Origin of the sequence: Streptomyces sp. NBC_00631, from assembly GCF_045206895.1 — a bacterium.
Lineage (GTDB): Bacteria > Actinomycetota > Actinomycetes > Streptomycetales > Streptomycetaceae > Streptomyces.
Genome location: NZ_CP107734.1, coordinates 918418 through 943765, shown reverse-complemented (window position 1 = coordinate 943765; position 25348 = coordinate 918418). Strand labels below are relative to the sequence as shown.

Below are 25348 nucleotides of genomic sequence, written 5' to 3'. Positions count from 1 at the left end.
CGACGTCGCCCGCCCGGCGCACGGCGTGGCCCCGCATGTCGCCCAGCCGGGTGACGGTCCCGCTCAGTTCCACATGGGGTAGCTCATGACCTGCGTGTATCCCTCCGGCCTGGCACCGGAGTAGGTCAGGTTCATGCGCGTGAAGTGCTGTACGTTCGGGTGCTTCGTCCAGGCCGTCGGGCGGTCGAGCCGTACGGTCACCGAGTACTTGTGGAACTTCCCCGCCGCGCAGTACGGCTTGCAGTCGTTCACCATGTTCACGCCCTGGGCGACCGCCGTGCGGTCGTTCCACTGGGTCCAGCGCATGCCGGTGAGGAGGCTGTTGCCGTCGCCGCAGGCCAGTATGAAGTCGGTCGGCCTGAACCGCTGGTGCCAGAGGCAGTCGACGAGCACCGGGTGCTGGGCCGACGCCCGCGACGGGGACGGTGTCGGCGGCGTCGCGGAGGCCGTCGTCATGCCTGCCGTCAGGAGCAGGGCCGCCCCGAGTCCGATCGCCGTTCCCACCACTGGTCTGCGCATGGTCGCTCCCGCCCGTTCCGCCGTACGTGTTCCCTTCGACGCTACGACCGTCCTGCGAGATGTACCACTTGCGGCGTATTCGCCGGGCCGTTGTCGTCGTGGTCGCCGGTGCTGCGGGAAGCGACCCGGGTGACGTTGAAGGAGGACGGAACGGCGTAGTGGCAGTACCGCTCCACCAGCGTCTTGGTGGACGAGCCGCCGGTGCCGGCGTGGATAGGTCCGGACCAATCCCGTTTCAAGGGTTCGTGGGCAGCGGCTTGGGCGGGTAGCCGCGCAGTACGAGGGAGGTGGTGACCGGGCCGTGGCGGGCCAGGGAGTCCACGATCTCTTCGAGGCGTTCGGCGCGGGTGCAGTGCACGTCGAAGAGCAGGCAGTCCTCGCCGGTCACCCGGAGCGTCGACACGACCTCCGGGGTCCGGGCGGCGAGGGCGAGCGCCATCGGCAGTTGCGCGTGCGTGCTGCGCAGCCGGACCACGGCGTGGATGTTGAGCCCGAGCGCGGCGGGGTCGACCACGGCCCGGTAGCCGGCGATGACACCGCTCTTCTCCAGCCGCTGGATCCGGGCGCCCGCCGCCGGCTGGGAGAGCCCGACCCGCCGTCCGACCTCGGCGCCGGTGAGCCGGCCCTCGGTCTGGAGCAGCTCCAGGATGGCCCGGTCGATGTCGTCGAGTGATTCCATCGTCGTCGTCCCCACTTTCCTCTGGATCACTTGCCGGGCCGTGCCGGCGCCACTGGTCCGTCCACAATCGCCCCCAGGAGAGACCCGGAGTGCGCCGGGTCACGACGGAAAGGGCGGTCGGCGTGGTCGCGTACGTCATCATCCCCGGGATCGACGGGTCGGACGGCAGGCACTGGCAGAGCCGGTGGGAGCGTGCATGGGGCGACGCGGCGGTGCGGATCGCCCCGGGATCCTGGACCCGGCCCGAACTGGGGGACTGGGTCGCCGCGGTGCAGGCCGCCCACGACGTCGCCGCCGCCCGGGACGGCCGGGTGGTACTGGTGGCGCACAGCCTCGGCTGCTGGGCGGCCGCCGAGTGGCTGGCGCGGGCGCGGCCCCGGCAGGTCCCGGCGTTCCTGGCCGCACCGCCCGATCCCCGGGGGCCGGCCTTCCCGGCCGGGGCGGCGCCGACATTCGTGGAGCTGGCCGCCCGCCCGCTGCCCGGCCCGGCCCTGGTGGTGGCGAGCGACGACGACCCCTACGGCGATGCCACGGCCTCCGGCGCGCTGGCCGCGGGCTGGCGGGCGCCGTGGCACTCCGTGGGCGCGCACGGGCATCTCAACTCCGCGAGCGGCCTCGGCGACTGGCCCGTCGGCCGGGAGCTCCTGCGGACCCTGGTGAGCGGCTGAGCGGCTGAGCGGCCCCGGCGCCCCCGACACCCCGGGCTGTGCGCCCCCGTAGGACGGTTCGCGATAGGTTGACCTGCATGAGCGACAACGTTTATTTCGACATCTCGATCAACAACGAGCCGGCCGGCCGGATCGTGTTCAACCTGTTCGACGACGTGGTGCCGGAGACGGCCCGCAACTTCCGCGAGCTCGCCACCGGGCAGCACGGCTTCGGCTACGCCGGTTCCGGCTTCCACCGGATCATCCCCCAGTTCATGCTCCAGGGCGGTGACTTCACCCGTGGTGACGGCACCGGCGGCAAGAGCATCTACGGCGAGAAGTTCAAGGACGAGAACTTCCAGCTCAAGCACGACCGGCCGTACCTGCTCAGCATGGCCAACGCGGGCCGGAACACCAATGGCTCGCAGTTCTTCGTGACCACCGTCGTGACGTCCTGGCTGGACGGCAAGCACGTGGTCTTCGGCGAGGTCGTCGAGGGCCAGGACATCGTCGACAAGATCGAGAGCTACGGCTCCCAGAGCGGCGCCCCCAAGGCCAAGGTCGAGATCACGGCGAGCGGCACCGTCTGATCCCGGACCGGCGTTCTTCCGAGGGGGACCGGGCGCTCGCCCGGTCCCCCTCCGCCGTCGGTCACCGGGTGCCGCGCTCGTGCCGCGGTTCCGGCGCCCGGGGCGGGGCGCGCCCGGCCGGGGAGTCGTGCGCGGTGAGGTGTTCCAGCGCCTCGGCGAGTTCCTTGCAGGCCTCCGCGACGGAGAGCCGGGTGTCGTGCTGCTCGGTGATCACGGCCGACAGCAGCAGTGAGGTCAGGGCCGGCGCGCAGCGGGCGGGCGCGTACCGGGCGGCCAGATGAAGCGCGGGGTCTCGGGCAGGTCCCGGGGCGGCATGCCGCGCTGGAGCGCGATGGCCGGCTCGACCTGCGAACGCTGGTACTCGGCGCGCTCCCGTGCCTGGGCGGTGAGCGACCTGACTCTGGCCAGCAGCTCGCCGTCGTCCGTCGCGCGCTTGCGGGGCATGGATCGCTCCAGGGCAGACCCCCAGGTTTTCACCTTTACAGGATCATAGTGCGAACGGCGGGCGAGCGACCGGCCGCGGCGGTGACGACCGGATGCGGTCGGCCGTCACCGCCCCGTCCAGGGGCGGGTCGGTCACCCCTGGCGCAGACCGTCCGGGCGGCGGGACGCGCGCAGCGTGCCGACCGTCTTGAGCAGCCGGTCCGCCGGGTCGCGCAGCCGCGGATGGGCGAGGACGGTGTTGCGCAGCCCGCGGACCGGCCGCCGCCACAGCCGGTGCGCGGCGGCCATCGGGTGGGCGCGGGTCGCGAACCCCTCGCCCACCCGCAGCTCGCGGGTCTTGAGCCAGTCCTTGTACTCCTTGTCGCCGCGCCCCAGGTCGACGAGGGTGACGCCGCCCCGCGCCGCGGCCTCCGCGGTACGCAGATGCATCATCAACCCCGGTGAGTAGTAGTGCAGTCCGGGGTCGTAGGCGGTGAACCAGGCGGCGAGGACGGTGCCCGAGCGCGGGCCGAAGTGCGCGGCCACCGGCCGGTCGCCGGCGTAGAGCACGGACAGCACGCCGGTGAAGTGCTCCTCGCGGACGTGGAAGAGGTGATCCACGAGGTCGACGATCCAGGGGCGGGCGAAGCGGTCCATGCGGCCGGTGCGGCGGTACTGGGCGGACTTCCAGCGCATCAGGGTGCGCAGGGCCGCGGGGTCGCGCTCGTCGAACTCGAAGCGCAGGTCGCCGATGTCGCGGCCGAGGCGCCGTTCCTTCTTCAGCGTGGTCTTCGCCAGGCCGGGGTAGGTGGCGCGCAGCCACTCGGGGTAGCCGGCGTCGCCGGGCTTCACGTCGATCACCGGTGAGGCGAAGGTGCCGGTGACGTGGGGGGCGAAAGGTCTCTGCTCGGCGACCAGGTGGTCGAACTCGAAGATGGACATCCCGCAGGCGCTCAGCAGCTCCTGGGGGTCCCAGGTGACTCCGGGCCGGTGGACCAGTGCCTGGCAGTCGGAGAGACCGAGGCCGACGGCCCGGCCGACGCCGAGGGCGTTGCGCTCGTACGGGAGGAAGCCGACGGCTTCCCCGCCCTCGCGCAGGACCGCCACCCGCACGCCGGCCCGGTGTCTGCCGACGCCGATCGTGAACTCCGGGGCCAGAAAGGGATTCGCGTACTCCGGCGACTCGTCCATCGCGTGATGCCAGGCCCCGCGGAGCGACTGGGTGAGCTCGCCGGGTCTGTGGATCGTGATGTCCACCTCAGATCAACCGCCCTTCGGCTGACGAGGTGTGTGACGCATGACTGCACTGGCCTGTGGATCGCATGGGCGACCGCTCCCCCCATAACGCGTGTTCCGCGTTCTGCCGTTGCTACGAGCAGCTCCTGTTCCCCGCCGTACACCTTCGTCCCGGGACCGGTGACGGGGTCGCCGGTCCGGAGGTGTCGCTCAAACGTCGCGAAACAGTACGCACGCTGTCAAGGGTGCCACTGCCGGGGCGCGTTGGGGGTGGGGTGACTCGGACTTTCCCGGTCCTTTCCGTCAGGTCGCCGTCGCCGCGGCCGCCGCGCGGGCCGCCTGCCGGCCGGAGAAGAGGCAGCCGCCGAGGAAGGTGCCCGCAAGCGAGCGGTAGCGGTGCACCCCACCGCCGCCGGAGCCTGCCACCTCACCGGCGGAGTAGAGGCGAGGGACGGGAGAGCCGCTGCTGTCCAGGACGCGTCCGGAGAGGTCGGTCCGGAGCCCGCCGAGGGTCTTGCGGGTGAGGATGTTCAGATGGGCTCCGGGGTCTGCCAGATCCGGGAGAGCAGCTGCCAGACGTCCTTGTTGGTGCGGTCGGGGTTCGGCCCGGAGCCGGAGAGGGCGAACGCACGGGGGGCGCCCCGCTCTCGCGGAACCCTCCCGTCGGCTCGCACTGGCGTGCTATCAAGCTGCGTCATGGAGACCGTGGCGACCGAGGCCATAACCCCGTCCACCCCGCGGCCGGTACGGCGGCCGACGATGGTGCAGGGGTGGTACGACCTGACCTTTCTGCACTGGCCGGTGGAGCCGGAGCGGGTGGCGGCGCTGCTGCCCGCCGGCACCAGGCCGGACACCCTGGACGGGGTCACCTATGTCGGCCTCGTCCCGTTCCTGATGCGGGGCACCGGGTTCGGGCCGGGGCCGGGACTGCCGTATCTGGGCACCTTCTGCGAGACGAACGTACGGCTGTACTCGGTGGACGAGCAGGGTCGGCGCGGGGTGGTGTTCAGGTCCCTGGACTCGGCCCGGCTGCTCCCGGCGCTGATGGGCCGGTACGGGTTCCGGCTGCCGTACATCTGGTCCGCGATGCGGCTGCGCCGCGAGGGCGATGCGATCACCTACACCTGCCGCCGGCGGCGCCCGGCTGTCGCGAGCCGGGCGGTCGTGCGGACCGGGCCGCCGATCGCCGAGCCCTCGCCGCTGGAGCACTTCCTGACCGCGCGCTGGGGGCTGCACGTGACCTGGCGCGGCCGTACCGCGCACCTGCCGACCGAGCATGCTCCCTGGCCGCTGCATCGGGCCGAGCTCCTGGATCTGGACGACGGGCTGGTCGCGGCGGCGGGCGTGCCCGCGCCGTCCGGTCCGCCGGTCAGCGTGGTCTGGTCGCCCGGCGTGAAGGTGCGGTTCGGCTCGCCGGACCTGCTCCGTCCCACCAGGTAAAGAAATCGCATGGTCTAGTCCAAAGGGGACTTTGGTCCAGTCCAATTCATTGACGTGACCGCGACACCTCCGGAAGCTGGGAGCCACCCCACCTCCCCGGCCCCCCTGGAGGCACCAGTGAGACCCCTTCGCGCATGTCTGGGCGCGGCTGCCGCCGTCACCCTCGCCGCCGCCGGCACCACCGCGCTCGTCGCGAGCAACGCCTCGGGTGCGACCACCGCGCTGAGCAATCGGTGGTACGCGGCGGCCCCGTACCTGATGCCGCTGGACAACAACCCGCCGAACGCGGCCACCATCATGGACGCCACCGGCCTCAAGGCCTTCCAGCTGGCGTTCGTCCTGGCTCCCAACGGCGGCGGCTGCACCCCCACCTGGGGCGGCACGGCCGCGGTCTCCTCCGACACCGCCGTCCAGTCGGTGATCAACGCGATCCGCGCCAAGGGCGGTGACGTCTCGGTCTCCATCGGCGGCTACGGTGGCACCAAGCTGGGCCAGACCTGCGCGGACGCGGCTTCCACCGCGGCGGCCTACCAGCAGGTCATCACCAAGTACGGGCTGCACGCGATCGACTTCGACCTGGAGGAACCGGAGTACGAGAACACCGCGGCGATCAAGAACGAGATAGGCGCCGCGAAGATCCTCCAGCAGAACAACCCGGGCCTGTACGTCTCGGTCACCACGCCCGGCACGGCAGACGGGACCGGCTGGTTCGGCAAGCAGATGCTCCTGGAGGCGAAGTCGCAGGGGTTCACGCCGAACAACTTCTCCATCATGCCGTTCGACGGCGGTTTCAGCGGGGCGGCCTCGCAGACCAGCGCGCTCACCAACTTCAACTCGATCCTGCAGTCCACGTTCGGCTGGGACCAGGCGACCGCCTACGCCCACGAGGGCTTCTCCGGGATGAACGGCCGCAGCGACACCGGCGAGTACTTCACGCAGACCGACTTCCAGACCGTGCTCGACTACGCGACCAGCCACAACATGGACCGCTTCACGTTCTGGTCCCTGAACCGCGACCGCCAGTGCAGCCCGGTCGACAACAACGGCACCACGTCCGGGACCTGCTCCAGCGTGGCCCAGGGCGACTGGGACTTCGCCAAGTACTCGGTGAAGTTCGCCGGGGTCACCCCACCGACCACCACCCCCACCCCCACACCGACACCCACGCCCACCTCCTGCAAGACCGCGTGGAGTTCGACGGCGGTGTACGTGAAGGACGACGAGGTCTCGTACAACAGTCACAACTGGAAGGCCAAGTGGTGGACCCAGAACGAGGTGCCCGGCGCCTCGGAGTGGGGTCCCTGGCAGGACGAGGGCGCCTGCTGAACCGTTCCCGGAACCGTGGTCCGGGGGGCGCGGAGGCGGCCGGCCGCCGCAGGAGGGTCCTCGGCGGCCGGCTGCCCACCACCCCCGGCTAGTGGCGCCGCTCCAGCCGGTCGAGCACGGCCTGGGCCATGGCTGCCTCGCCCTTGGCGTTGGGGTGGGCGGGGGCGGCCGGGGAGGTCGGCTGGAGGGGTTCGATCCAGCGGTCGGCGGGTGCCTTGCACATGTCGTGGCCGACGGTCGGACCGTACGTGTCCACGTACCGGGCGCCGTTCCAGGCCGCGACCATGCGCAGCATGAGGTTCAGCCGCTTCCCGGTGTCACGCAGGTAGGGGAAGTCCTTGGCCGCGAAGGGCACCGTGGGATAGTAGCCGCTGCCGTCGTCGGGCAGCAGGTCGGGGTATCCGACGACCAGGATCCTGGCGTGCGGGGCCCGGGCGCGGATCGCCCGCAGCACCTTGTCGACCTTGGGGGCGGTCTGCGCGATGGCGAGCACCAGCTGGTCCGTGCCGGACGCGTTGTAGTACTGCTGGCACGGGTTGCCCGTCAGGTCCTTGGAGCTGAGGGCCGCGCAGGTGCCGATGATCGAGCTGAAGCCGATGTCGTTGCCGCCGATCTGGACGGTCACCAGGTCGGTGCCGCGCTGCACGGCGTCGAGCTGGGGCCCGTTGGTGCCCTGCGCCTTCCACATCTCGGCGGTCGTCGCACCGGCACAGCTCACGTCCTTGAACGCGCTCACGTGCCGGGCCGCCGCCACCAGCGAGGGGTAGTCGTGGTCGGAGCGGGCGCAGTTCGCGTCGACCTGGGTCGGGATGACCGGGCCCGAGGTGTAGGAGTCGCCGAGCGCCACATAAGCGGTGCCGCGGTCGTGTCCGGAACCGTGACCGGGGCCGCCGCCGTGTGCCGCGGCCGGTGTCGTGGACGCGGCCACCAGGGCGCAGCCGCCCAGCGCCGCCGCCACGGTGGCCTTCCGCCGTCGCCGTCTCGCCGAACCGTCGGACCGGATGCCGTACGCCATGGAGATCCCCCCTGGAACCAGGACGCGCACGGAACCGGTCCCGGCGGGCGGTCCGTACGCGTGTGTCGGGTCTGTATACCGCCCGGTAGGAGTCCGTAGCCAGAGGTCGGACGCAAGGAACTGGATCGAGTAACTGCCCCTGCCGGTACGGAGATCCGGTCCGGCCGGCGACCGGGTGCCGGTTGCCGCGCCCGAAGCGGGAAACCGATTGGTTTTCGTTGGACGGCGATCGATGGAAGCCGATCGGTTTCCGATTCGCCGCGGTCCGCCGCTGCTCACCCGCGCCTTCGTCCCGGTCGTCGAGCGCAACGGCGGCGGCCGCATCCTGAACGTGCACTCGGTCCTGTCCTGGATCGCCGAGGGCGGCACCTTCGAGGCGCTCGCCGACGACCTCGCCCGCTGGGCCAAGGGCGCGCTGTCGGGCGACCTCGCCGCCATGTACCGGCAGTTGGCCCAACGACGAGGAGCCGGCATCCTGAGCGGCCTGTCGGCCGGCGGCTCCGGGCCGGTGGTGGAGAATTCTGCTGCCGAAGGGTTGTCGGCAGATTGCCTCATCACTTAAATCAAACCCTGAACTAAGTAGAGGGGTGCGCCGGTCGTGCGCACCCCGTGCCCACCTCAGGAGCCGCTGATGAGACTGAGATCCTTGGGCGTGGTGCTCGCCGCCCTGGCAGCACTGCTCGCCCTTCCCGCCGCCCACGCGCCAGCGGCCCGTGCCGCCGACGCCCCGTTGTCCCAGGGCAGGACGGCCACCGCCTCCTCCGCGGAGAACGCGGGGACCGCCGCGGCCAACGCGGTGGACGGCGACGCCGGAACCCGCTGGTCGTCCGCCTTCACCGACGACCAGTGGCTCCAGGTCGACCTCGGCGCCACCGCACAGGTCAACCAGGTGGTCCTCACCTGGGAGACCGCCTACGGCAAGGACTACAAGGTCCAGATCTCCCCGGACGGCAGCAACTGGACCGACCTGCAGTCCGTGACCGGCGGCGACGGCGGCACCGACACTCTCTCCGTGTCCGGGCAGGGCCGCTATGTCCGGATGCTGGGCGTGCACCGGGCCACCCAGTGGGGCTACTCGCTCTGGGAGTTCCAGGTCTACGGCACCACCACCGGCACGCCCCCGGTCCAGGGCGGCGGCGACCTGGGCCCGAATGTCATCGTCGTCGACCCGTCCACGCCGAACCTCCAGGCGAAGTTCGACTCCGTCTTCGCCCAGCAGGAGTCGGCCCAGTTCGGCACCGGCCGCTACCAGTTCCTGCTCAAGCCGGGTACCTACAACGGCATCAACGCCCAGATCGGCTTCTACACCTCGATCTCCGGGCTCGGCCTCAACCCCGACGACACCCAGATCAACGGTGACGTCACCGTCGACGCCGGCTGGTTCAACGGCAACGCCACGCAGAACTTCTGGCGTTCGGCGGAGAACCTCGCCGTCACGCCGTCCAACGGCACCGACCGGTGGGCCGTGGCTCAGGCGGCCCCCTTCCGCCGTATCCACGTCAAGGGCGGCCTCAACCTCGCGCCGAACGGCTACGGCTGGGCCTCCGGCGGCTACATCGCCGACTCGAAGATCGACGGCACCGTGGGCCCGTACTCCCAGCAGCAGTGGTACACCCGGGACAGCTCGGTCGGCGGCTGGACCAACGGCGTGTGGAACATGACCTTCTCCGGCGTCCAGGGCGCCCCCGCCGGCAACTTCGACTCCGGCCCCTACACCACGCTGGACACCACCCCTGTCTCGCGTGAGAAGCCGTTCCTCTACCTGGACGGCAGCGCCTACAAGGTCTTCGTCCCCGCCAAGCGCACGGACGCCCGGGGCGTCTCCTGGCCGGCGAACGCGGGTACCTCCGTCCCGCTGGACCAGTTCTACGTCGTCAAGCCAGGGGCCACCGCCGCCACCATCAACCAGGCCCTCGCCCAGGGCCTCAACCTCCTCTTCACCCCGGGCATCTACCACCTCGACCGGACCATCGACGTCACCCGGGCCAACACCGTCGTCCTCGGTCTGGGCCTCGCCACCCTCGTCCCGGACAACGGCGTCGACGCCATGCACGTCGCCGACGTCGACGGCGTCAAGCTCGCCGGGTTCCTCATCGACGCGGGCACCGTCAACTCCGACACCCTGCTGCGGATCGGCGACCCCGGCTCCACCGCCGACCACTCCGCCGACCCCACCTCCATGCAGGACGTGTTCGTCCGCATCGGCGGCGCCGGACCCGGCCTCGCCACCAACTCCGTGGTCGTCAACAGCAACGACGTGATCATCGACCACACCTGGCTCTGGCGCGCCGACCACGGCAGCGGCGTCGGCTGGGACACCAACCGCGCCGACTACGGCCTGCGCGTCAACGGCAACGACGTCCTCGCCACCGGCCTGTTCGTCGAGCACTTCAACAAGTACGACGTCTACTGGAACGGCGAACGCGGCCGCACGATCTTCTTCCAGAACGAGAAGGCGTACGACGCCCCGAACGCCGCCGCCATCACCCATGACGGCGTCGTCGGGTACGCGGCCTACAAGGTCGCCGACACCGTGACCACCCATGAGGCGTGGGGCCTGGGAAGCTACTGCAACTACACGGCCGATCCGACGATCGTGCAGTCCAACGGCTTCCAGGTGCCGACCGGTCCGGGGATCAGGATGCACGACCTGCTGGTGATCTCCCTCGGCGGCATGGGCCAGTACGCCCACGTCGTCAACACCACCGGATCACCGACGTCGGGGACCAGCACGACCCCCTCGAAGGTGACGCAGTTCCCGTAGCAGGCCAGTTCCGGCTAGGCCGTCCGCCGCCGTGCCGGACGCCGTAGCAGCAGCCGGCGCGCGGGCCGCTCCACGCCTTCGTAGAGGAGCCAGGACAGGCCCAGCGAGACGGTGAACGCGACGGCGACGACGGCCGCACCGGTGAGCAGGTCGTAACGCGGGCGGGTGCCGAGCAGATGGGTGCCCGCCCGCAGCACCAGCAGATGGACCATGTAGAACGCGAACGACAGCTCGCCGAGGCGGACCAGCCACCGGCGCCGCCACAGCGAGGGCAGGCCGTGCAGGTCCGCGATGGCCGCCGCCGGGATGAGCAGCGCGAAGCCCGTGATGGTGCAGGCGGTGGCCGCGTAGTCGGCGGTGACCTGCGGGACCAGGAAGTAGCCGATGACCGCCAGCGCCAGCGAGGCCTCCAGACCGGGGCCGCGCCACCGGCCGAGCAGCACCAGCCGCGCGGTGGCCGCGCCCAGGACGAACTCCGGCAGCCGGGCGGCCGGGAAGGAGCTGATCGGCTGCGCCCACCAGTGGTGCGCGTCCGTCCAGGCCAGCGCCAGCACCGTCAGCGCGGCCAGCCCGGCCACCGCCGTGGCGCCCCGGGCGCCCAGGCGGCGCAGCAGCAGCGCCAGCAGCGGGAACGCGGCGTAGAAGAAGGCCTCGCAGGCCAGCGACCAGCTGACCGGGTCCAGCGTCTGCCACCACGGCCGCCACCAGGAGTGCACCAGGAAGACGTCGGCCAGGCCCTGCACGAGGGTGGGTTTCGGCTGGCGGGGGAGCGTGCACACCATCACCAGCGCGACGGCGGCGGTGACCAGGTGCACGGGGTAGACGCGGGCGACCCGCCGCCACCAGAAGCGGGGCGCGCGGTCGCCGGGCCGCGCGGACCACATCAGCACGAACCCGGAGAGGACGAAGAAGAACGAGACCCCCGAGGCGCCGGCCTCGAACCCCCAGGACACGAAGCGGCCGCCGGTGCCGCCGAAATAGCGGAAGTTGTGCACGTGCAGCCCGAAGACCAGCAGCGCGGCCATCCATCTCAGTCCGGTCAGCGAGGGCAGTGCGGGGGCGGGGGCGGACGGCAGGGTGCGGGAGGGTGGCGCGGCGGCCGGAGCGGTCGGAGGGGCCTGGGTCGCCGTCGTCATCGAGTCACCTGCCGGAGGGTTCGCGCGTGGAGCATGAAACGGAGCGTTGCCCGTTCCGCACCTTTCATTCCGGCCACGGACGAAACATCACACCAACGCCGAGGGAAGGCCTCGGCCATACGGGCCGCGGGGGCCGGACGGGCGGGTGCGACCCTACCCGGACGCCCGACGCGTCCTGTGGCCTTCGCCGGGCGCCGCGGTGCCCGGCGCGACGCCGTGGCCCGTGCCTTTGGGCTGCGCGCGGCGCGCCGAAACCGGCGGGCACGAACGTGTGACCCGGCCGTCAGCGCGTTGACGCGGCTACGAGCGGGCCGACGTGGCGACGGCGCTCGGCCGGCTCTCCGACGGTGTGACCCGGACCGCCGACGGAGTCGCCGACCGGCCGGGCGTGGTCGCCTGTGTGGTGTCCCGGGTCGGCGACCCGGGCGTGGGCTCCAGCGAGGTCCCGCCCCGCGTCGGTGCGACGCTCGGGCTCGGACTGGGTTCGGCCGGTGCCGGAGACGTCGAGGGGCGCTGCGGCGCCGTCGGGCTGACGGCCGGCGGTGCGAGCGGCAACCGGGGCGACGTCGGCGCCGCGGGTGCTGTCAGATGCAGCGACAGGGCGACGCAGACGGCGACGGCACAGGTCACCCCGGCTCCGGCCGCCGTGCGGACCAGCCGGCGCCGGCCCGCCGCCCGGCGGATCTCCTCGTAGCGGCCCGGCGGCGGACCGAGGTGGGCCGCGGGCGGCCGCAGGACGACCGCGAGGGGATCGTCGGGGCCGTCGGAACCGGGCTCGTCGTCAAAGCGTGTGGTCAAGGCTTCTCCTCAGATGACCGCGGAGCAGTTCTCGGGCCGCGTGCAGGTCGGCCTTGACGGTTCCTTCCTTGCGCCCGGTCAGCTCGGAGACCTCCCGGATCGGCATGTCAGCGTAGTAGTGCAGCAGGATCGGCACCCGCAGCCGCTCGGGCAGCGACTGCACCAGCAGCCGTACCGAGGGGTCCGTCGGCTCGGTGTGCGGGCGGGTCGCGGCCTCCGAGCCGACGCGGCGCACCGCACGGCGCTCGCGCTCCAGCTTGCGCCAGTGGTCCCGGACGAGATTGGCCGCGGTGACGTAGAGGAAACCGCGCGGCTCCTCCACCTTTGTCCACCGGGCCCACAGCCGGGTGAACGCCTCCGAGGCGATCTCGTGCGCCGTCTCGTCGTCGTCGACCAGACGGCGGCACCAGCCGGCCAGGCGCGGGTACAGGGCGGCGAACAGCTCGGAGGCCGCCTTGTCTCGGGACCGTTTCAACGTTCTCCAGGGTCGTGGGGGGCGTGGGCTCACGAAGGAGGATGTCGGCCCGGCGGCGTACGTTCCGCCGGGCCCGCATCCCGGTGGGTCAACCGGTTCCGGTCAGCGTGGCGAAGACGATCACGTTGTCGAGGTAGCCGTGCCCGCTGCGCGGGCCGCCGCAGGTGATCAGCCGTAGCTCCGGGTGGTCCACGTCCCCGTACACGTCCTCGGTCGGGAACGCGGCCTTGGCGACCGTACGCACCTCACCGACGGTGAACACCGCCGACCGGCCGTTCTCCAGACGCGCCACGACCTCGTCGCCCCGGTGCACCTGGGCGAGGTGCCGGAACACCCCGTCCCCGTAGGCGCCGACCGTGACATGGCCGAGGATCACCGACGGGCCGACCTGCCCCGGCGTGGGGGACCGGCGGTACCAGCCCGCCCGGTCGTGCGCGGTGATCGGCGGTACCTGCACGGTGCCGTCGGCCGCCAGGCCCAGCCGCAGCAGCGGGGTGTCGACGTTGATCGCCGGGATGCGCAGCCGGACCGGCGCGGACCGGCCGAGCGTGCCGGGCCCGGTCGGCGTGGCGGACGGCGCGGCCGCGGCGCGCGGCTGCCCGCGGTGCGCGGTGGTCACCGTCCGGTGCGGAGCCTGCCCGGCACAGCCGGCCAGCAGCGAGGCCGTCGCGGCGGTGACGAGGGCACGCCTGGAGAGCGGGGTCATGCCCTGGTCGCCCGGCGGCGGACGGCGAACACCGCCGCGCCGGCGATGAGCACCGTGGCGGCCGCGCCGCCGCCGATCAGCGCGCCCTCGGAGCCGGAGCCGGAGGACGACTCCGTCACCCCGGTGTCGGGCGCGCCCTTCGGTACCTCCGCGACCTGGCGCGAGTCCCGCGTCGGTACGGGGGTGGCCACCCGGGTGGGCGCGGCGGACGGCACGGCGGACGGTTCCTGGGACGGAACGGCCGACGGCTCGGCCGAGGCCACCACGGTGGGGACCGGGCTGGGGGCGGTGCCGTCGGCGAACGCGGGCACGGTGCCCGCGAGGACGGCGGTGCAGGCCAGGGCCGTGGCGCTCAGGACAGTTCGGCGCATGGAGATGCTCTCTTTCGTCGGCCCGCGGTGGTCGGGGCGGGCTGAGTTACGGATCGAGCGGAGAGACGATCCGGGCCGGGGCCGGGTTGTAAAGAGATGGCAAAGTCATGCGGCGGGGGAGCGGTGGGGCGGGTGTTGTCCGGTTCGCCACCAAACTTGAGTGGTTTGTTTTCTTGAACCACTCGTGTTTATGAGGATAGGTTGGCGGCATGACCGCATCCCAGTCCCCGACGACCGCCGAAGAGCTGCGCGGTGCCGGCCTGCGGGTGACGGCCGCCCGCGTCGCGCTCCTGGAGACCGTCCGCCACGGCGACCACCTGGACGTCGAGGCGATCGCCTCGGGTGTCCGCGAGCGCGTAGGCCACATATCGCTCCAAGCCGTGTACGACGCGCTGCACGCGCTCACCACGGCTGGACTCATACGCCGTATCGAACCGGCCGGCAGCCCGGCCCGGTTCGAGGGACGCGTCGGCGACAACCACCACCACGTCCTGTGCCGGTCGTGCGGTGCCGTCGCCGACGTGGACTGTGCGGTCGGCGACGCCCCGTGCCTGACCGCTTCGGACGACCACGGCTTCGCGATCGACGAGGCCGAGGTCATCTACTGGGGTCTGTGCCCCGCCTGTTCCACCGTCAGCAGTTCCTGAGTACGTCGATAGTTCCTGAGTACGTCGATCCGCCCATTCCGGAAGGATTTCCCCCATGTCTGAGGCCCAGGAGAACGCGGGCAAGTGCCCGGTCGCGCACGACCGCGCGCCCCACCCCACCCAGGGCGGCGGCAACCGCCAGTGGTGGCCCGAGGGGCTCAACCTGAAGATCCTTGCCAAGAACCCCGCCGTCGCGAACCCGCTCGACGAGGGTTTCGACTACGCCGAGGCGTTCCAGAACCTCGACCTCGCGGCCGTGAAGCGTGACATCGCGGAGGTGCTGACCAACTCGCAGGACTGGTGGCCGGCCGACTTCGGCAACTACGGCCCGCTGATGATCCGCATGGCCTGGCACAGCGCGGGCACCTACCGCATCTCCGACGGCCGCGGCGGCGCCGGCGCCGGCCAGCAGCGCTTCGCCCCGCTCAACAGCTGGCCGGACAACGGCAACCTCGACAAGGCGCGCCGTCTGCTGTGGCCGGTCAAGAAGAAGTACGGCCAGGCCATCTCCTGGGCCGACCTGATGATCCTCACCGGCAACGTGGCCCTGGAGTCGATGGGCTTCAAGACCTTCGGCTTCGGCGGCGGCCGCGAGGACGTCTGGGAGCCGGAGGACGACGTCTACTGGGGTCCCGAGAAGGTCTGGCTCGACGACCAGCGCTACACCGGCGACCGTGACCTGGAGAGCCCGCTCGGCGCCGTCCAGATGGGTCTGATCTACGTCAACCCGGAGGGCCCCAACGGCAACCCGGACCCGATCGCCGCGGCCCGCGACATCCGTGAGACGTTCCGCCGGATGGCGATGAACGACGAGGAGACCGTCGCGCTCATCGCCGGTGGCCACACCTTCGGCAAGACCCACGGCGCCGGCCCCGCGGAGAACGTGGGCGTCGAGCCCGAGGGCGCCCCGATCGAGCAGCAGGGCCTGGGCTGGAAGTCCACCCACGGCACCGGCAAGGGCGGCGACGCGATCACCAGTGGTCTGGAGGTCACCTGGACCACCAAGCCCACCCAGTGGAGCAACGATTTCTTCAGCATCCTCTTCGGCTACGAGTGGGAGCTGACCGAGTCCCCGGCCGGCGCCAAGCAGTGGGTCGCCAAGGACGCCGAGGCGATCGTCCCGGACGCGCACGACCCGTCGAAGAAGCGTCTGCCCACGATGCTCACCACCGACCTGTCGCTGCGCTTCGACCCGATCTACGAGCCGATCTCGCGCCGCTTCCACGAGAACCCCGACCAGTTCGCGGACGCGTTCGCCCGTGCCTGGTTCAAGCTGACCCACCGCGACATGGGCCCGAAGTCCCTGTACCTCGGCCCGGAGGTCCCGGAGGAGACGCTGATCTGGCAGGACCCGCTGCCGGCGCGTGAGGGCGAGCTCATCGACGCGGCCGACGTCGCGGCTCTGAAGGCCAAGCTCCTCGACTCGGGTCTCACGGTCTCGCAGCTGGTCTCCACCGCCTGGGCGTCGGCCTCGACGTACCGCGGCAGCGACAAGCGCGGCGGTGCCAACGGCGCCCGCGTCCGCCTGGAGCCGCAGCGCGGCTGGGAGGTCAACGACCCCGACGAGCTCGCCCAGGTCCTGCGTGTCCTGGAGGGCGTCCAGCGGGACTTCAACACCGGTGCCAAGCAGGTCTCCCTGGCCGACCTGATCGTCCTCGGCGGTGCCGCCGCGGTGGAGAAGGCCGCCAAGGACGCCGGTGTCGACGTCGAGGTGCCCTTCGCTCCGGGCCGTGTCGACGCGACCGACGAGCACACGGACGCCGAGTCCTTCGCGGCCCTGGAGCCGACGGCCGACGGCTTCCGCAACTACGTCGGCAAGGGCAACCGCCTGCCCGCCGAGTACCTGCTCCTCGACCGCGCCAACCTGCTCGGCCTGAGCGCCCCCGAGCTGACCGTCCTCGTCGGCGGTCTGCGTGTCCTCGGCGCCAACCAGGGCGGGTCCAAGCACGGTGTCCTCACCGAGACGCCGGGCGTGCTGACCAACGACTTCTTCGCCAACCTGCTCGACATGGGCACGACCTGGAAGTCGACCTCCGAGGACCAGTCCACCTTCGAGGGCCGCGACGCGAGCGGCGCGGTCAAGTGGACCGGCACCCGTGCCGACCTGGTCTTCGGCTCCAACTCCGAGCTGCGCGCCGTCGCGGAGGTCTACGCGAGCGACGACGCCAAGGAGAAGTTCGTGAAGGACTTCGTCGCCGCCTGGACGAAGGTCGCGAACGCGGACCGGTTCGACCTGGTCTGATCACCTGGTACCCGATGCCCGGACCGGCTCCCCGTGGGCCGGGCCGGGCATCGGCGTCTTTACGGCTCCGTGGCCGACTCCGCACCGGGACACGTGCGTAGCGCGCTGCACATGAGTCGTTCTTTACCCCACCATGACCTCGACCCCCGTGGTTCACGCGACCTTCGCAGACTCGGCACGTCCTGAGTCCCCTGTACCGGCCGCCCGCGGGAGTTCCGAGCATGAGTCACGGTCACAGCCACGACCACGGTCACCATCACCACCACCACCACCACGGGGACGGCGACGCCGCCTCGTCGCTGCCGCCCGCCCTCGATCTCTCCGTCCCCGACGCGGAACTGACGCCCGGTCAGCTGTCCCGGCGCTCGATGCTGCGCCGCACCGGCCTGCTCGGTGCCGGCCTCGCGGCGGGCAGTGTCCTCGCCGGCGCCGGCCAGGCCGCCGCCGCGGCCTCCTCCGCCCACTCGGGCAGCGGCCGTTCCGGCGGCTACCTGTGGCTGGCGGGCGACCACCACATCCACACCCAGTACAGCTCCGACGCCAAGTACCGGGTCATCGACCACGTCCGGCAGGCCAACGCGCACGGCCTGGACTGGATGGTCATCACCGACCACGGCAGCGAGACCCACGCCAGGATCGGCGTCGAGAAGGTCAACCCGGACATCGTCGCCGCCCGTGACCAGATCGACGACACCCTGGTCTTCCAGGGCCTGGAGTGGAACATCCCGGCCGCCGAGCACGGCACGGTCTTCGTCCACCCCGGCAAGAACGAGGTCGCCGTCCTCAAGGAGTTCGAGAACTCCTTCGACGGTTCGGTGAAGGGCGCCTCCGCCGGCACCCCCGCCAACGAGGCGCTGGCCATCTCCGGCCTCAACTTCCTCGCCGAGCAGGTGCGGCGCCGCAAGGTCAAGGACGCGCTGTTCCTCGCCAACCACCCGGCGCGCAAGGGCATCGACTCCCCGCACGAGATCCGCGCCTGGCGCGACGCCCAGCCGTCGATCGCCGTCGGCTTCGAGGGCGCCCCCGGCCACCAGGCGGGCGGCCTGCCCAAGCCGAACGGCCCCGGTTCGGCCCGTGGCATCTACGACAACAGCCCGAGCGCCGACTCCTTCGCAGGCTACCCGCTGGAGAGCTACCGCACCTGGGGCGGCTTCGACTGGATGACCGCCACCGTCGGCGGCCTGTGGGACAGCCTGCTCGCCGAGGGCAAGCCCTGGTGGATCACCGCCAACTCCGACTCCCACAACGTCTACGCCGACACCGCGGTCCGCGGTCCGAACAGCGACTTCAACGCCAACGGCCGCTACGACGACCCGGTCTACGGCACCGGCATCAGCCTCACCGACACCGACTTCTGGCCGGGCCAGTACTCCCGTACCCACGTCGGCGCCGCCTCCTTCTCCTACAAGTCGGTCATGGACGGCATCCGTGCGGGCCGGGTCTGGGTCGACCACGGCGGCCTGATCAGCGGCCTGAACGCCCAGCTGCGCTCCGGTTCCCGCGCGGTGACCCTCGGCGGGGTGCTCCAGGTCCACAAGGGCAGCCAGGTGGACCTCGTCATCGAGATCAGCCTCGCGGGCGGCCCCAACTGGGCTCAGTTCGTGCCCTCGCTGGCCCGCGTCGACGTCATCCAGGGCGACGTCACCGGCACGGTGAGCGACCGGGACACGTTCGCCACGCCCGCCACCAAGGTCGTGAAGTCCTTCGAGGTCAACAAGTCGACCGGCTCGGTCAGGCTGACGTACGCCCTCGGCCGCCTCGACAAGCCGGTCTACGTCCGGCTGCGCGGCACCGACGGCAACCGCTCCGCGGTCGGCATCAACGGTGCCGCCGTGGACCCGGCCGGCCCGGCCATCGACGTCCTCGGCGACGCCGACCCGTGGAAGGACCTGTGGTTCTACTCCAACCCGATGTGGGTCCTGCCCGCATGACCTCCGCGCACCACGCGTCCGGCGTCCACCCCGTCATCGGGGTGGACGCCGGTACGGCGACGCTGCGTGAGGCCGACCGCCTGATCCACGCGCTGCGGGACCGGCTCACGCTCCCGGCGGGCACGTTCGCCTGCACCCACCTCTTCCGCACCGACCAACGCCGGGGTGTGACGATCTCGCTGACCCTGCCGGACGCGGACACGGACGCCGGCATGGTGTGGCAGGAACTGGCGGCGACGCTGCCGCCGGGGGCCGGTCTGGCCCTGGGCGACCGCGCGCACGGCCCGGCCGAGGCCGTCGGCACCGCCCGGCAGGCGGCGGCCGCGCCCCCGGGCTCCGGCCGGGCGGTCCTCTACCCCGGCGTGGAGCGGCTGACCGGCACGGTCACCGTGGCGGACGTACTGGACCGGACCGCCATCGAACACCTCGCTCTGCTCGGCTCGCCGGCCGGCGAACTCCCCGGCACCACCCAGGTGTCGACTCAGGACCACGTACGTCCGGAGTGGCGCGCCGGAGTACTCACCCTCGCCCTGGTTCCGGCGGCGGGCGGCCTGCTGGCCCCCTTCGAGGTCCCCAATCCCACCCCGTGCTGCGCGGACCACATCTGACGCGAGGGTATCCCCTTAGTGACATGGCCTGGTCAAGTCTGTCAGGCTTCCGACTCGCACCACTCATGACGCGTGACCTGAGGCCACCCTGGCGCACCCCAGCCGGAACGGCGGTCACCGAGCAGGCCGGAACCCCGGCCCCTGCAAAGGAGTTTCGTGTGAGATCGACCCCCCACAGGGCCTTCGCCATCAGCGCGTCGGCCGTCATGGCACTGGCCGCGGCCCTGCTGCCCGGCACCACGGCGTCGGCAGCGACGGCATCCGCCGCCGCCTGCACGTCGAGCCAGCTGATCACCAACGGCGGTTTCGAGAGCGGCACTTCACCCTGGACCCAGTCGTCGACCAGCGTGATCACCAACCGTACCGGCCAGTCCGCCCACGGCGGCACCAGCTTCGCCTGGCTGGACGGCACCGGCTCCACCCACACCGACACGCTCTCGCAGAGCGTGACCATCCCCTCCGGGTGCGCCGCCACGCTCTCCTTCTGGCTGCACACGGACACCGCGGAGACGACGAGCTCGACGGCGTACGACAAGCTCACCGCGAAGATCGGCAGCACGACGCTGGCGACCTACTCCAACCTGGACAAGAACACCGGGTACGTGAAGAAGTCGTTCGACGTGTCCGCGTTCGCCGGCCAGACCGTGACCGTCGCCTTCTCCGGCACCGAGGACTCCAGCCTCCAGACCAGCTTCGTCCTGGACGACATCGCCCTGGACACCTCGGCCGCCACCACTCCGGGCGACACCACCCGCACCCCGGCCTCCCCGTCGTACACGGTCAGCCTGACCAGCAACTCCACCGGCACCGGCTGGACCGGCCACGAGAGCGTGACCTTCACCAACGCCTCCGCGACCGCGCTGAGCGAGGTCTACCTCAGGCTGTGGGACAACTACCACGGCACCTGCTCGGCCCCGCCGATCACCGTCAGCAACGTCACCGGCGGTACCGCGGGCGCACTCTCGGTCGCCTGCACGGCGCTGGAGGTCGCCCTGCCGACACCGCTGGCGCAGGGGCAGAGCACCACGATCGGCTTCGACCTGGGCATCACCGTACCCAGCGGCGCCGACCGCTTCGGCTACGACGGCTCCTTCAGCATGATCGGCAACGCCCTGCCCGTCCTCGCGGTGCGGGACGGATCCGGCTGGCACCTGGACCCGTACACCAACAACGGCGAGTCCTTCTACTCCCTGGCCGCCGACTTCAAGGTGACCCTGGACCACCCCACCAGCCTGCTGGTCCCGGCGACCGGTACCTCCACCGACACCCCCGGCTCCAGCGGCCGTACCGTCACCACCGCGACCGCCTCCAAGGTCCGTGACTTCGCCTGGGCGGCCGGGCCGTTCACCAAGATCTCCGGCACCTCCCCCGGCGGGGTCCCGATCAACATCTACTCCGTGTCGGGCATCAGCTCCTCCAGTGCCCAGTCGATGCTCACCACCGCCAAGTCGGCGGTCGACGCGCACGCCGGCCGTTTCGGGGCCTACCCGTACGGCGAGCTGGACGCGGTGATCGACAACAACTTCTGGTTCGGCGGCATGGAGTACCCCGGCTTCGTCCTCGACCTCGTCAGCACCACCGCGCTCACCCACGAGATCGGTCACCAGTGGTGGTACGGCATCGTCGGTGACGACGAGTACAACAGCCCCTGGCTGGACGAGGCGTTCACCGACTACGCCACCGACCTGGCGCAGGGACTGTCCGGCACCAACTGCTGGAACAGCGTGTCCTGGGCCTCGTCGGCGGAGAAGATCACCAACTCGATGGCGTACTGGGACGCCCACTCCTCCCGCTACTCGACCGTCGTCTACGGCTACGGGAAGTGCGCCCTGCACGACCTGCGGCGCCTGATCGGCGACACCGCCATGACCAGCCTCCTGAAGAGCTACGCCAGTTCGCACTGGTACGGCGTCTCGACCACCGCCGAGTTCAAGGCGGCGGCCCAGGCGGCCACCAGCACCGACCTGACGTCGTTCTGGACCACCCACCGCATCGACGGCTGACACCTCCGGCCCACGGGGCCGGCCAGGCGCGCGGGACGGCCGCAGGCACAGGCCGTCCCGCGCCGCCCAGGTCAGGGAATGGCCAGTTCGGCCCAGATGGTCTTCCCTGAGCCCGTGTAGCGGGTGCCCCAGCGCTGGGACATCTGGGCGACGAGGAACAGGCCGCGGCCACCCTCGTCGTCCCGGCGAGCCCGCCGTAGATGGGGTGCCGTGTGCGCGTTGTCGGAGACCTCGCACAGCAGGCTGCGGTCCTTGATCAGCCGCAGCAGCACGGGCCCGGTGGCGTACCGGATGCTGTTGGTGACCAGCTCGCTCACCACCAGCTCCGCGGTGAAGGCCAGCTCGGACAGCCCCCAGGTCTCCAGCTGGCGCTCGGTGTCGGTGCGGGCCCGGGCCACCATCGCCGGGTCGGGCGGCAGCTCCAGGTCCGCCACCTGGCCTGCGCCCAGCCGCTGGGTGCGCACCAGCAGCAGGGTGGCGTCGTCCGCCTGCGGCCCCGGCGGCAGGGTCGCGAGCGCCCGGTCGCACAGCTCCTCCAGCGGGCAGCGCTGCCAGGTGAGCACATGGGCGAGACGGTCGATACCGCTGTCGATGTCGGTGCGCCGGTCCTCCACCACGCCGTCGGTGAAGAACGCCACCACACTGCCGCTGGACAGGTTCAGCTCGACGTTCTCGTAGGGCAGGCTGCCCAGTCCCAGGGGCGGTCCCGGCGCCAGCGCGGACAGCGCCACCGCGCCGTTCGCGTCGGCCACGACCGGCGGGGGATGGCCCGCGCTCGCCCAGACACAGCGGCCGCTGACCGGGTCGTAGATCGCGTACAGGCAGGTCACCCCGAGCGTCTCGTCGCCCAGCCCGTCGTCCGCGTGGGGTTCGGAGTCCTGCGCGACCAGGGCGTCGAGCCGGGTGAGCAGCTCGGCCGGGTCCAGGTCCAGCAGGGCCAGGGTCCGTACGGTGGCGCGCAGCCGGCCCATGGTCGCGGCCGCGTGCACGCCGTGACCGACCACGTCGCCGACGGTCAGCCCCACCCGGGCCCCGGAGAGCGGGATCAGGTCGAACCAGTCCCCGCCCACGCCCACCCGGCTGTCGGCGGGCAGATAGCGGTACGCCACGTCGACCGCGCTCTGCTCGGGCAGGTGCTGCGGCAGCAGGCTCCGCTGCAGGACCAGGGCCGCCGCGTGCTGGCTGGTGTACCGGCGGGCGTTGTCGATGCCGACGGCGGCGCGCTCGGTCAGCTCCACCGCCAGGGTCTGCTCCTCGGGTCCGAAGGGGTCGGGGTTGCTGTTGCGCCGGAAGGTGGCGAGGCCGAGGACCGCGTCCCGGGCGAGCAGCGGGACGAACAGACTGGAGTGGCGACCGTCCGGGGCCGGCTCGTCCGGTGCCCCGGGCGGGGCGGCGTCGACGACGGGCCGGCTGGTGGCCAGGCTCAGCGCCTGCGGGGACGAGGGCGGATAGGAGACGGGACTGGTCCGGAACTCCTCCGGGGTCCGGCCGTGCATCCGCAGCAGACTGTGCCCCGGCGCCGAACCCGTCGGCGGCTGCCGGCCCTCGATGACGGCCGGCGGCAGGTCCACCAGCACCTCGTCGGCCAGCTGCGGCACCGCGACGTCGGCGAGCTCCGCGGCCGTACGGCGTACGTCCAGCGAGGCACCGATGCGCTTGCCCGCCCGCACGAGCAGCGAGAGCCGTTCCTGGGCCCGGTAGCGGTCGGTGATGTCCAACGACTCCTCGAACAGCCCCAGCGGCTCGCCCCGGGCATCCAGCAGCCGGTGGTAGGAGCAGGACCAGACGTGCTCGCGCACCGGGTCGGCGGGAGCCCGCCCGCGATAGTGCATGCCCGTGATCGGTTCGCCCGTGGCGAGCACGTGCGCCATGATCTGGTCCTCGTCCGGAGGGTGGTGGCGGGAGATGAACTCGCCCTCGGGAAAGAGATCCCCGGCCGGACGGCCGACGTACTGGGCGACCCCCGCCAGCTCCTGGTCGGTGGAGACGTTCCCCCAGACGACGCGCATGTCGGTGTCGAAGATGGTCAGGCCCACGGAGGACTCGGTGGCCAGCCCCTGCAGCATGGCCAGCTGAGCCTCCCAGGCGCGCAGCGCCTCCAGCTCCGCCGCGACCACGACGGTCGCGGCCATGCCCCGGGGCGCGAGCGGACTGAAGGTCACGGCCGCGCGCAGGGTACGCCCGTCCCTGCAGGACAGGTCCAGGACCGTGCTGCGCGGCTGGGGCGCCTTGCAGAGCGCGGAGAGCCGCTGTCCCGGCTCGGCGAGCAGGGAAGCCGCGGGCCGGCCGAGCACGTCCTCGGGCGGATGTCCGAGGAGACGCCGGGCCGAGGGACCCCACCCCGAGACGCGGCCGTCGGCGTCCAACACCGCGACCGCGGCCTTGGTGAGGTCAAGAGGACTGTGGAATTCGACGTCGGCCGCGTTCGGAAAACGATCCATGGGCACCGCTTCCCTCCGTGCTCCCTCAGGATCCCGTGCCGCACGACGGACGACAACCGCGCGCACCGTCGCCGCCTCCGGGTACCCGGCGGACACCGTTGGCCGACGGACCTCACCGCACGATGTCGGCCGCCGACTCGCACAGCCCGGGGTGCCCGGTGACGCGCGGGGCCGGCGGGCGACCGCGAAGCGGGCTGCGCCCGCGTTCTCGGCCAGGAAGGACGCGGTGAGCGGCACCGAGCCGGCTGTCGGCGCTCGCACGCGCCCCACGCCGGTCCCCGAGGTGGCACGACCGACGGCCCTCCCGGCGGCACCGGCGGCGCGGACGTCCCGGCACCACCACGATCGGCACCACCATGACCGGTTCCAACGGAGCCGTGCCGGCACCCGGACGACCGCCGGGAGCCGGCGTGCGGCGCGTCGCGGGGTCAGCCGCTGTGGCCCTCTCCGTGGCCGCCGTGGGCCGCGCCGTGGTCGAACCTCATCGCCTCCTCGGGCATGACCACGAAGGGCCGCATCATGCCCATGTCCTCGTGTTCGAGCAGCTGGCAGTGGTACATGAAGCGGCCGTACGCACCGTCGAACTGCCCCATCACCCGCAGCACCTGACCGCCCGGCACCCGGAAGACGTCCTTGTGGCCGAGCCCGTTCGGCGTCGGCGCAAGCCGCGTCGCCGGGTCGAACGCGATCGGCCTGGTGGTGGCGTCCACCGCCGGGTCGAAGCCGGAGACGTCGTAGGCGTCGCGGCCCAGCAGCTGGAAGTCGGCCCGGTGAACGGAACGGTGACCGGCTTGCCCGTCTCCGGGTTCTGCTGCTGGACGATCACGGTCTTGTGCAGCAGCCGCCCGTTGAGGCGGCCGTCCTCGTCGGTGTCCAGGTTCCGGTCGGCGAGCAGCAGCGGGATCTCCCGCTCCCCGCACGGCAGTCCGAGGGCGTCCTCTTCGTCGTCACGGACGAGGTAGGTCCCGTACAGGCCGGTGTGCACGTTCCACCGGGTGATGTTCATGGCGTGGTCGTGGTACCACCTCCGCACCGCCTGGCGGTCGTTCGGGTACTCCGAGAGCTGGGCGTCGCCGGAGCCGACGGCGTTGTCCGCCCAGCCGTCGTTGCCCCCGCCGGTCTGGGCTGCGTGCAGGTGGGTCACCGTCCAGGCGGGCAGGGCGGCGACGTCCTTGTTCGGCTCGGCGCCGCTGGTCCCGCGCCGTTCTCGGTGATCCTGTCGATGATGTCGGTCAAGGTCGAGCACCCCCGTGTTGTTCTGTGGTTCGTGCCTTTCACTCGACAGGACTTCCGAGACGCGGCCGACGTTCCAGGAATGCCGCGTTCCGTCCGAAAGGGGGAATATGTCCGG

22 protein-coding genes and 3 pseudogenes are annotated in these 25348 nt (G+C 71.7%); 11 read left to right on the top strand and 14 right to left on the bottom strand.

What is annotated here, in order from left to right:
- Positions 1-63: 63 nt before the first annotated feature.
- Together OHB00_RS04485 and OHB00_RS04480 are read right to left on the bottom strand one after the other, a co-directional pair.
- Positions 64-519, bottom strand: a complete 456-nt coding sequence (locus OHB00_RS04485; RefSeq protein WP_406431443.1) for a hypothetical protein — start codon at positions 517-519, stop codon at positions 64-66.
- Positions 520-754: 235 nt separating this feature from the next.
- Positions 755-1198 carry an Lrp/AsnC family transcriptional regulator gene (locus tag OHB00_RS04480; RefSeq protein ID WP_406431441.1) on the bottom strand — a complete coding sequence of 148 codons (444 nt, stop codon included), beginning with the start codon at positions 1196-1198 and terminating at the stop codon, positions 755-757.
- 89 nt (positions 1199-1287) lie between these two features.
- Here OHB00_RS04480 and OHB00_RS04475 point away from each other — a divergent pair, with 89 nt between their 5' ends.
- Together OHB00_RS04475 and OHB00_RS04470 are read left to right on the top strand one after the other, a co-directional pair.
- A complete protein-coding gene (locus OHB00_RS04475) occupies positions 1288-1866 on the top strand; it encodes an RBBP9/YdeN family alpha/beta hydrolase (RefSeq protein WP_406431439.1) in 579 nt (192 codons plus the stop codon).
- A 77-nt stretch (positions 1867-1943) separates the two neighbouring features.
- Entirely contained in the window at positions 1944-2435 is a 492-nt protein-coding gene (locus OHB00_RS04470) for a peptidylprolyl isomerase (protein ID WP_365709377.1), read from the top strand.
- Positions 2436-2496: 61 nt separating this feature from the next.
- Here the strand turns inward: OHB00_RS04470 and OHB00_RS04465 are convergent, their stop codons facing one another.
- From OHB00_RS04465 to OHB00_RS04450, 4 genes and pseudogenes are all read right to left on the bottom strand, one after another.
- The gene (locus OHB00_RS04465; protein WP_406446366.1) at positions 2497-2649 is read right to left on the bottom strand and encodes a hypothetical protein; all 153 of its coding nucleotides are present in this window, start codon (positions 2647-2649) and stop codon (positions 2497-2499) included.
- Positions 2650-2688: 39 nt separating this feature from the next.
- A pseudogene (locus OHB00_RS04460) lies at positions 2689-2879 on the bottom strand (serine/threonine-protein phosphatase); the annotation flags it as partial.
- A gap of 132 nt (positions 2880-3011) precedes the next feature.
- The gene (locus OHB00_RS04455) at positions 3012-4115 is read right to left on the bottom strand and encodes a GNAT family N-acetyltransferase (protein WP_406431437.1); all 1104 of its coding nucleotides are present in this window, start codon (positions 4113-4115) and stop codon (positions 3012-3014) included.
- Between the two features lie 282 nt (positions 4116-4397).
- Positions 4398-4726 (bottom strand): annotated as a pseudogene (locus tag OHB00_RS04450) (FAD-binding protein); the annotation flags it as partial.
- A 64-nt stretch (positions 4727-4790) separates the two neighbouring features.
- On the opposite strand from OHB00_RS04450, the gene OHB00_RS04445 reads away from it, so the two are divergent.
- Complete coding sequence (locus OHB00_RS04445; protein ID WP_406431435.1) at positions 4791-5534, top strand: YqjF family protein; 744 nt, start codon at positions 4791-4793, stop codon at positions 5532-5534.
- Positions 5535-5651: 117 nt separating this feature from the next.
- Positions 5652-6860, top strand: coding sequence for a carbohydrate-binding protein (locus OHB00_RS04440; protein ID WP_406431433.1), 1209 nt, complete (start codon positions 5652-5654; stop codon positions 6858-6860).
- Between the two features lie 88 nt (positions 6861-6948).
- Here the strand turns inward: OHB00_RS04440 and OHB00_RS04435 are convergent, their stop codons facing one another.
- The gene (locus OHB00_RS04435) at positions 6949-7875 is read right to left on the bottom strand and encodes an SGNH/GDSL hydrolase family protein (protein WP_406431431.1); all 927 of its coding nucleotides are present in this window, start codon (positions 7873-7875) and stop codon (positions 6949-6951) included.
- 232 nt (positions 7876-8107) lie between these two features.
- Here OHB00_RS04435 and OHB00_RS04430 point away from each other — a divergent pair, with 232 nt between their 5' ends.
- Both OHB00_RS04430 and OHB00_RS04425 read left to right on the top strand, forming a co-directional pair.
- Positions 8108-8437: a hypothetical protein gene (locus tag OHB00_RS04430; protein ID WP_406431429.1), complete on the top strand. Its 330-nt coding sequence runs from the start codon at positions 8108-8110 to the stop codon at positions 8435-8437.
- A 69-nt stretch (positions 8438-8506) separates the two neighbouring features.
- Positions 8507-10639, top strand: coding sequence for a discoidin domain-containing protein (locus OHB00_RS04425; protein WP_406431427.1), 2133 nt, complete (start codon positions 8507-8509; stop codon positions 10637-10639).
- A 14-nt stretch (positions 10640-10653) separates the two neighbouring features.
- Here OHB00_RS04425 and OHB00_RS04420 read toward each other — a convergent pair whose 3' ends face one another.
- The 5 genes from OHB00_RS04420 to OHB00_RS04400 form a co-directional block, all read right to left on the bottom strand.
- On the bottom strand, positions 10654-11775 hold the full coding sequence (locus OHB00_RS04420; RefSeq protein WP_406431425.1) for an acyltransferase family protein: 1122 nt from the start codon (positions 11773-11775) through the stop codon (positions 10654-10656).
- 300 nt (positions 11776-12075) lie between these two features.
- Positions 12076-12573, bottom strand: a complete 498-nt coding sequence (locus tag OHB00_RS04415; RefSeq protein ID WP_406431423.1) for a hypothetical protein — start codon at positions 12571-12573, stop codon at positions 12076-12078.
- Complete coding sequence (locus OHB00_RS04410) at positions 12557-13048, bottom strand: RNA polymerase sigma factor (RefSeq protein WP_365701740.1); 492 nt, start codon at positions 13046-13048, stop codon at positions 12557-12559. Before OHB00_RS04410 ends, OHB00_RS04415 begins: the two co-directional genes overlap by 17 nt.
- Positions 13049-13136: 88 nt before the next feature.
- On the bottom strand, positions 13137-13754 hold the full coding sequence (locus tag OHB00_RS04405; protein WP_406431421.1) for a class F sortase: 618 nt from the start codon (positions 13752-13754) through the stop codon (positions 13137-13139).
- Entirely contained in the window at positions 13751-14125 is a 375-nt protein-coding gene (locus OHB00_RS04400; protein WP_406431419.1) for a sortase-dependent protein, read from the bottom strand. The genes OHB00_RS04405 and OHB00_RS04400 overlap by 4 nt, the downstream gene beginning before the upstream one ends.
- Positions 14126-14334: 209 nt before the next feature.
- Here OHB00_RS04400 and OHB00_RS04395 point away from each other — a divergent pair, with 209 nt between their 5' ends.
- The 5 genes from OHB00_RS04395 to OHB00_RS04375 all read left to right on the top strand — a co-directional run bounded on the left by OHB00_RS04395 (position 14335) and on the right by OHB00_RS04375 (position 21556).
- The gene (locus OHB00_RS04395) at positions 14335-14772 is read left to right on the top strand and encodes a Fur family transcriptional regulator (RefSeq protein ID WP_406431417.1); all 438 of its coding nucleotides are present in this window, start codon (positions 14335-14337) and stop codon (positions 14770-14772) included.
- A gap of 55 nt (positions 14773-14827) precedes the next feature.
- Entirely contained in the window at positions 14828-17014 is a 2187-nt protein-coding gene (gene katG / locus OHB00_RS04390; protein ID WP_406431415.1) for a catalase/peroxidase HPI, read from the top strand.
- Between the two features lie 221 nt (positions 17015-17235).
- The gene (locus tag OHB00_RS04385; RefSeq protein ID WP_406431413.1) at positions 17236-18945 is read left to right on the top strand and encodes a PHP domain-containing protein; all 1710 of its coding nucleotides are present in this window, start codon (positions 17236-17238) and stop codon (positions 18943-18945) included.
- Positions 18942-19553, top strand: coding sequence for a hypothetical protein (locus OHB00_RS04380; RefSeq protein ID WP_406431411.1), 612 nt, complete (start codon positions 18942-18944; stop codon positions 19551-19553). Before OHB00_RS04385 ends, OHB00_RS04380 begins: the two co-directional genes overlap by 4 nt.
- Positions 19554-19711: 158 nt before the next feature.
- Positions 19712-21556 carry a M1 family aminopeptidase gene (locus tag OHB00_RS04375; protein WP_406431409.1) on the top strand — a complete coding sequence of 615 codons (1845 nt, stop codon included), beginning with the start codon at positions 19712-19714 and terminating at the stop codon, positions 21554-21556.
- A 71-nt stretch (positions 21557-21627) separates the two neighbouring features.
- On the opposite strand, the gene OHB00_RS04370 is transcribed toward OHB00_RS04375, so the two are convergent.
- Positions 21628-23997: a SpoIIE family protein phosphatase gene (locus OHB00_RS04370; RefSeq protein ID WP_406431407.1), complete on the bottom strand. Its 2370-nt coding sequence runs from the start codon at positions 23995-23997 to the stop codon at positions 21628-21630.
- Between the two features lie 428 nt (positions 23998-24425).
- Positions 24426-25195 (bottom strand): annotated as a pseudogene (locus OHB00_RS04365) (multicopper oxidase domain-containing protein); the annotation flags it as partial.
- Between the last annotated feature and the right edge of the window lie 153 nt (positions 25196-25348).